The sequence below is a fragment of the Shewanella sp. SG41-4 genome (assembly GCF_014164505.1).
Taxonomy (GTDB): domain Bacteria; phylum Pseudomonadota; class Gammaproteobacteria; order Enterobacterales; family Shewanellaceae; genus Shewanella.
The window spans coordinates 25,071-33,255 of record NZ_JACJFI010000017.1; the positions used below are offsets into that span (position 1 = coordinate 25,071).

General features: G+C 40.9%; 6 protein-coding genes. 5 read left to right on the plus strand and 1 reads right to left on the minus strand.

All coding sequences use genetic code 11. From position 1 onward, the window contains the following. Positions 1-122: 122 nt before the first annotated feature. The 5 genes from dnaA to H5202_RS03340 all read left to right on the plus strand — a co-directional run bounded on the left by dnaA (position 123) and on the right by H5202_RS03340 (position 7,384). On the plus strand, positions 123-1,508 hold the full coding sequence (gene dnaA / locus H5202_RS03320; RefSeq protein WP_124016571.1) for a chromosomal replication initiator protein DnaA: 1,386 nt from the start codon (positions 123-125) through the stop codon (positions 1,506-1,508). Positions 1,509-1,527: 19 nt separating this feature from the next. Beyond that, on the plus strand, positions 1,528-2,628 hold the full coding sequence (gene dnaN, locus H5202_RS03325) for a DNA polymerase III subunit beta (RefSeq protein ID WP_182770792.1): 1,101 nt from the start codon (positions 1,528-1,530) through the stop codon (positions 2,626-2,628). Between the two features lie 88 nt (positions 2,629-2,716). Next, on the plus strand, positions 2,717-3,799 hold the full coding sequence (recF, locus tag H5202_RS03330) for a DNA replication/repair protein RecF (protein WP_182770793.1): 1,083 nt from the start codon (positions 2,717-2,719) through the stop codon (positions 3,797-3,799). Between the two features lie 15 nt (positions 3,800-3,814). After that, positions 3,815-6,232: a DNA topoisomerase (ATP-hydrolyzing) subunit B gene (gene gyrB, locus H5202_RS03335; RefSeq protein WP_182770794.1), complete on the plus strand. Its 2,418-nt coding sequence runs from the start codon at positions 3,815-3,817 to the stop codon at positions 6,230-6,232. Positions 6,233-6,331: 99 nt separating this feature from the next. Continuing rightward, the gene (locus H5202_RS03340) at positions 6,332-7,384 is read left to right on the plus strand and encodes an HDOD domain-containing protein (protein WP_182770795.1); all 1,053 of its coding nucleotides are present in this window, start codon (positions 6,332-6,334) and stop codon (positions 7,382-7,384) included. 141 nt (positions 7,385-7,525) lie between these two features. Here H5202_RS03340 and H5202_RS03345 read toward each other — a convergent pair. Further along, a partial coding sequence (locus tag H5202_RS03345) for a glycine--tRNA ligase subunit beta (protein ID WP_182770796.1) occupies positions 7,526-8,185 on the minus strand: 660 nt, incomplete at its 5' end.

Genomic DNA, 8,185 nt, shown 5'->3' on the forward strand with positions numbered 1-8,185 from the left:
TGATCTGATATATATACACAGAATGATCCCGCTGGGGATAATTCTGCTTTAAAGGATAGCGATCATTGTGATCTCCCTATAGAATACACCTCCTTTGATTAAAGATATTTGGGGATAAATAAGTGGCGGTTTCACTTTGGCAACAATGTATCGGTAGACTGCAAGACGAGTTATCAGCACAGCAGTTCAGTATGTGGATCCGTCCGTTACAGGCTGAAATGGATGGTGATACATTGGTTTTGTATGCGCCAAATCGTTTTGTGCTGGATTGGGTACGCGATAAATACATCAATATCATTAATCAATTTTTTACTGAACAAATGGGCAGTAATGCTCCTAAGTTACGTTTTGATATTGGTAGTCGTCCTTCTGCTCGTCCGGTTGCGCCAGCTCCAGTAGCGGTTAAGCCTGTGAATCGCCAAACGAAAGCCCAAGTCGGAACAACTTCCTTTAATACCCAGGCTGAACCGATTATTAACCCTAATCATCGCAGCAATATTAATCCTACTTACCAGTTTGATAACTTCGTTGAAGGTAAATCGAATCAGTTAGGTAAAGCTGCGGCATTGCAAGTTTCTGAAAATCCTGGTGGTGCTTATAATCCGTTATTTTTATATGGCGGCACTGGTTTAGGTAAAACTCACCTTTTACACGCAGTTGGTAATGGCATTATTAAAAATAATCCCAATGCCAAAGTGGTGTATATGCATTCTGAGCGTTTTGTTCAGGACATGGTTAAAGCGCTGCAAAATAATGCGATCGAAGAATTCAAGCGTTATTATCGTAGTGTCGATGCGCTATTTATTGATGATATTCAATTTTTTGCCAATAAAGATCGTTCACAAGAAGAGTTTTTTCATACCTTTAATGCATTGTTGGAAGGTAATCATCAAATTATTTTAACCTCAGACCGTTATCCTAAAGAGATCGATGGGGTTGAGGATCGCTTAAAATCACGCTTTGGTTGGGGTTTAACGGTTGCTATCGAGCCACCTGAATTAGAAACCCGCGTAGCGATTTTAATGCGTAAAGCACAAGAGAGCGGAATAAACCTTCCTGATGAAGTGGCATTTTTTATTGCCAAGCGCTTACGTTCAAACGTACGTGAATTAGAAGGTGCACTTAACCGCGTGATTGCCAATGCTAACTTTACAGGCCGTCCAATCACTATCGACTTTGTGCGTGAAGCATTAAGAGATCTCTTGGCACTGCAAGAAAAATTAGTCACTATAGATAATATTCAGAAGACTGTTGCTGAATATTACAAAATCAAAATGGCAGATATGCTGTCTAAACGCCGTTCTCGCAGTGTGGCAAGGCCTAGACAAGTGGCGATGGCGCTATCTAAAGAACTTACTAACCAAAGTTTACCGGAAATTGGTGATGCTTTTGGTGGTCGTGACCATACGACAGTATTACATGCGTGTCGTAAAATCGCTCAATTGCGCGAAGAGAGTCATGATATTAAAGAAGATTATGCTAACTTGATTAGAACTTTGTCTTCTTAATTCAGGGAATGTAGACACGATGAAATTTTCAATTGATAGGGATGCCCTATTAAAGCCGTTGCAGCTAGTGTGCGGCGCGGTAGAACGCAGACACAATTTACCTATATTAGCCAACTTGCTCGTTGAAGTTAGTGAGTTATCAATTAAGCTAACGGGCACTGATTTAGAAGTTGAGTTGGTGGGCCAAGCCGCTATTCATGGTGACATTGATATCGGTCGTACGACTGTTCCTGCTAAAAAACTATTGGATATTGTTAAGTCATTACCAGAGCAAAGCGAATTAAAAGTCGAACAACTCGATAATAAATGGTTATTGCGTTCAGGTCGCAGTCGTTTTTCGTTGGCAACATTACCAGCCGAAGATTACCCTAACGTTGAAGAATTCCAAGCGGATATCGAATTTAGCTTAAAGCAAGGCGTGTTGAAGTCGATTATTGATTCAACTCAGTTTTCAATGGCTAACCAAGATGTACGCTATTACCTCAATGGTTTGTTATTTGAAACGGAAGGCAATGTATTGCGAGCGATTGCCACCGACGGACACCGCTTAGCATTAAGTCATCGTACGCTAGATGTTTCATTACCCGAAAAACAAGTGATTGTACCTCGTAAAGGTGTGGTTGAAATGGCGCGCTTGCTCGACAGTGATGACCAAGACATTACCATTGCTATTGGTGATAATGCCATTAGAGCGATTACCAGTTCAGCTGTTTTTACTAGTAAGCTTGTTGATGGTCGCTTCCCTGATTACCGCCGAGTGTTACCTAAGGGTGGCAACAAAGTGGTTATCGCCAGTCGCAATCAACTAAAACAAGCGTTAACTCGTGCTTCAATCTTATCGAATGAAAAATTCCGTGGAGTACGCATTCAGCTTGAAACAGGTTTATTGAAAATTACGGCCAATAATCCTGAGCAAGAAGAAGCTGAAGAGATCATCGATGTTGAATATGACTCTGACAATCTAGAAATTGGTTTTAACGTTAGTTATTTGCTTGATGTATTAAATAACTTAGCCAGTGATGAAGTGCGAATTACCTTAATTGATGGTAATTCCAGTGCCTTGATTGAGAACCACAAAGAAGAAGATTCTATGTATGTGGTGATGCCAATGCGCTTGTAATGCGTTATTGTGTTATTGCTATACCAAAGGTGCTGCAAAGCACCTTCTTTGTCTCTAGCGTTTTATTGGGTTATCACAATAGGTCTTCATGAGTTTATCACGCATTAACATTGGTTCATTTCGTAATATTACCTCTGCTTCATTACAGCCTTGTGATGGCTTAAATTTGATTTACGGTCAAAATGGCAGTGGCAAAACCAGCATTCTTGAAGCTATTTATTTTTTGGGTATGGGCCGTTCGTTTAGAAGCCATTTATCCCAACGTGTGATCAACAATGATGATGATAAACTGACCTTGTTTGCGCATTTAATTGATGCAGATAGAGATTGTAAAATTGGCTTACGTCGTCATCGAAGTGGTGAGATCGAAGTCAAAATTGATGGCGAGAAAGTGAAGCGTTTATCAACCTTGGCCGAAACATTACCCATCCAAGTTATTACTCCCGAAAGTTTTTCTTTATTGTTCGAGGGACCTAAAGCCCGTCGTCAATTTATCGATTGGGGGGCATTTCATTCTGATCCACATTTTTATCAAGCTTGGGTGAATACTAGAAAGGTATTAAAGCAACGAAACCAATTGCTTAGAAATCAATCTTCCTATAACCAAATACAGTTTTGGGATAAGGAGTTGGTGCGGTATGCTGAACAGGTTACCGATATACGAAATCAATATGTAGACTCGTTAAATGTGCTACTAAAGGGTATAATCGGAGTGTTTTTACCTCAGATTGATATTAAGGTTTCTTTTACTCGAGGATGGGACAGTAAAACGGATTTTGCCCAATTACTTGAAAACCAATACTCAAGGGATTTAGCCGCTGGAAATACGGGCAGCGGCCCCCACAAAGCAGACTTACGTTTGCGTGTGGGTAATTTGCCAGCGCAGGATGCGTTGTCCCGTGGACAATTAAAATTATTAGTCTGTGCACTGCGTATTGCACAGGGAAAGTTGCTCAAACAACAACTAGATAAAAATAGTATTTATCTAGTCGACGATTTACCGTCAGAGTTGGATGCACAGCATAGGCAGCTATTGCTACAGCAGTTAACCGAAACCGGTGCACAAATTTTTGTTACCGCGATCGATCCGCTAGCAATAGTCGATTCGTTATCTAGCCCTCCAAACAGGATGTTTCATGTGGAACAAGGGCTGGTAACGGTTATTGAATAACAACGAGAGATAAATATGTCAGAGAATAGTTACGATTCTTCGAGTATCAAGGTATTAAAAGGCCTTGATGCAGTCCGTAAGAGACCTGGTATGTACATTGGTGATACTGATGATGGCACAGGTCTTCATCACATGGTATTCGAAGTGGTCGATAACTCTATCGATGAAGCTTTAGCAGGCCATTGTAGTGATATCACCATTAGCATCCATACAGATGGTTCAGTCTCAGTAAAAGACGATGGTCGTGGTATTCCTGTTTCGATACATGAAGAAGAGGGTATCTCTGCCGCTGAAGTTATTATGACTGTACTTCATGCTGGCGGTAAGTTTGATGATAACTCTTATAAAGTCTCTGGTGGTCTGCACGGTGTGGGTGTTTCGGTAGTTAATGCGTTATCGAAAAAACTACAGTTAACCATTCGTCGGGCAGGTAAAGTCTATGAGCAGTTTTATACTCATGGTGTACCAGATGCGCCTATCAAAGAAATTGGTGATGCGATTAAAACCGGTACCGAACTCCGCTTTTGGCCAAGTGGTGACACGTTTACCAATGTTGAATTTCATTTTGAAATTTTAGCCAAACGCGTACGTGAACTATCATTCTTAAACTCTGGTGTCGGTATTCGTTTAGTTGACGAGCGCGACGGTAAAGATGAGTTCTTTAAGTATGAAGGCGGTATTAGTGCTTTTGTTGATTACTTAAACCGTAATAAAACGCCGATTAACAAAGATGTTTTCCATTTTTCTCATGAACGCGAAGACGGTATCACCGTTGAAGTTGCGATGCAGTGGAACGATGGTTATCAAGAGAATATTTTCTGTTTTACTAATAATATTCCTCAGCGTGATGGTGGTACTCACTTAGCAGGTTTCCGTGGCGCTTTAACACGTAACTTGAACAACTACATGGAACGTGAAGGTTTTAACAAAAAAGGCAAAACTAACGCGACAGGTGATGACGCGCGCGAAGGCTTAACTGCGGTTATTTCAGTAAAAGTACCTGATCCAAAGTTTAGCTCGCAAACTAAAGACAAACTTGTGTCTAGTGAAGTGAAAAGCGCGGTTGAACAAACAATGGGTGAGCAGTTAAACGATTACCTATTAGAAAACCCAGCAGATGCTAAATTAATTGTGGGTAAAATTGTTGATGCAGCACGTGCTCGTGAAGCGGCGCGTAAAGCCCGTGAAATGACTCGTCGTAAAGGCGCGCTAGATTTAGGTGGTTTGCCAGGTAAGTTAGCTGACTGCCAAGAGAAAGATCCTGGTCTTTCTGAAATATACATAGTGGAAGGAGACTCTGCTGGTGGATCTGCTAAGCAGGGACGTAACCGTAAAAATCAAGCTATTCTTCCACTAAAAGGTAAGATCTTAAACGTAGAAAAAGCGCGTTTTGACAAGATGTTATCTTCACAAGAAGTGGCAACCCTGATTACTGCATTAGGTTGTGGTATTGGCCGCGATGAATATAATCCAGATAAGACTCGTTATCACAACATCATCATCATGACCGATGCTGACGTCGACGGCTCACACATTCGTACCTTGCTGTTGACCTTCTTCTTCCGTCAAATGCCAGAATTGATCCAACGTGGTTATATTTATATTGCTCAACCACCACTTTTTAAAGTGAAAAAAGGTAAGCAAGAACAGTATTTGAAAGATGAGCCAGCATTAACCGAGTATTTAACCACTCAAGCACTCGATGGCACCAATATTTATCCAAGCCCAGGTGCTTTAGGTATGTCTGGTGAACCATTAGAACGTTTAGTGGCGCAGTATCGTGAAGTTGAGCGCATAATTAAGCGTCTAGAAAAACGCTTCCCAGCTAACCTACTTGACCGTATGTTGTATCACCCTGAAGTGACTGCAGCAGTGTTAAGTGACGAAGCGCAAATGACCGCATGGTGTAATGGCTTCATTGCAGATCTAGTTGAACGTGAAAGTAGCGGTATTATTTTTACAGCTAATGTAATGCTTGATCCTGAGCGCAAGGTTTACACCCCAAGCGTGACAATACGTAAGCACGGTATTGATACTAACTATCTATTTGGTTATGAATACTTCACATCATCTGATTACCAGCGTATCGCTAAGCTTGGTGCTGCATTAGACGGTATGATTGAAGAAGGTGGTTATGTGCAACGTGGCGAGCGTGTTAAAGAAGTTGAAAGCTTCTTAGAAGCGTTAGATTGGACTATCAGTGAAGCGAAACGCGGTCTATACATTCAACGTTATAAAGGATTGGGTGAAATGAACCCTGAACAATTGTGGGAAACTACAATGGATCCGGAATCTCGTCGTATGTTACGCGTTACTATTGATGATGCGGTTGCTGCTGATCAGTTATTCACATGTTTGATGGGCGACCAAGTTGAGCCACGTCGTGAGTTTATTGAAACTAACGCGCTTAATGTTGCGAACTTAGACGTATAATAAAATTTAGTGTGAAAATGGGTGCCTTTGGCACCCATTTTTGTTTTTAGTGCTATGGTTACAATAATATCTACTTAACACTTCATAAGGCTATTTACAGTGGTTATTAGTTTATTTAAAAAATTGTTTAATATTCGTGACCGCAATGAACAAGCCAAATTTACTGGCATTACCACCGCAGAAAAACGTCAACAAACTAATCAGCAAGCTCAAGTACCTATAATTGAAGTGACCGAAAATCAAGCGGTTGAATCACAGTTAGATCTGTCGGCTTTATTTTACAGTTTATTATTTGCAACTCCATCCACTACGACCACTGGTATTGCCAATAACCTTGAACGTAGTGTAATGCAAAATATTGAACAGGCATTAAGCTCACCGCAGTCGATTGCAGAAAACGTATTAAAGCTTCCCAGTAAAATACTCGAGCTTGATAAAAAACTTGGCGACGATAATATTGAAACCCAAGAGCTAATACTACTTATTGAGCAAGACCCTTTGTTGTGTGTTGAAGTGCTCAAGTTATGTAACTCGCCCGCTTTCAAACGAGCTGATACCGATGTTAGCAGTATTCAACAAGCGTTAGTACAAGTGGGCAGGCAACAATTAAGGCAATTTATTACCGCGAGTTTAGCCCGTGAGTTAATCGATATAAAACCTATTTATTTTAGACGCTTTGGTGCTGAGATCTGGCGTCATTCTATGCAAGTCGCTTTTTTGGCCAGCGAGTTAGCGAACCTCAAACAACGAGACAGTGCTTTTTTAGTGGGCTTGCTACATGACGTGGGTAAAATTGCGATTTTTAAAATGCTGGTGGATGCTTTTTATCAAGCTGAACCTGAAGAGCAGCCTAACTCAATACTATTTAAGCAGGTGATGACGACAAAGTCGTTAACGTTAAGTGCGCTGTTAGCGCGTTGTTGGCAACTACCACAGCACTTTGAAACGCCGTTAACGTTACTGGCCAATACTAATATTAAACCTACAGATGACATGGCACTGCTTATTTGGAAAGCCAATATTATTAGTGAATGTTCAATGTTGCTGCAAGTCGACAAATTGCCTCAACCAGTATTAGCGCTGTTGTTAGCTCAAGTTGAGTGTAGTGAAGAAGATTTTATAGAATTACATCAAAAGCTTATCCAGTTTTAAATTGACTTCGATGCGGGTAAGGTCTGCTTGAGCCTTTTATTCTCTAAATTCGGGGCTGATATTCTGAAACCATAAAAGGTATTCCATAAAAAAAGCGCCTTTCGGCGCTTTATTTCAATCATCAACTACAGCTAATTTACATTATTGCAGTAACGAAATGTCTGCAACGTGCAAAAACTGCTCACGAAGATTGGTTAATAATGCTAAACGGTTATTTTTCAATGCTTCATCATCTGCCATTACCATCACATCTTCAAAGAACTGATCGACATTTTCGCGTAAGTCAGCCAATAGCGTTAATGCTTGTTGGTAATTGCCATCAGCAAACAGTGGAGCTAACTGTGGTTGTAACTGTACAAGCTTATCAGCTAACGCTTTCTCTGCTGGTTCTGTTAATAGCGCTGAATTGATGGTTGCGGGTAATTCGCCTTCAACTTTAGCCAATATATTAGAAACACGCTTATTTGCCGCTGCTAGCGCTGTAGAAGCTTCTAAGCCACGGAAATGTGATACAGCTTTAACACGACTGTCAAAATCAGCAGGTTTTGTTGGACGGCGAGCCAGTACAGCTAAAATAACATCAACTTGAATGCCTTTATCTTGGTACCAAGCTCGGAAACGTGCGAGAAGGAATTCAAGTACATCATCACTGGTATTGGTGTTAGTAATATTGGGCGCATGCAAAGCTTGTGCTTTAGCAATTAACTCAACTAAGTCGAGTGGCAGTTTGTTTTCTACAATAACGCGCAAAATACCAATGGCTGCACGGCGAAGTGCAAATGGGTCTGCTGCATCTTTTGG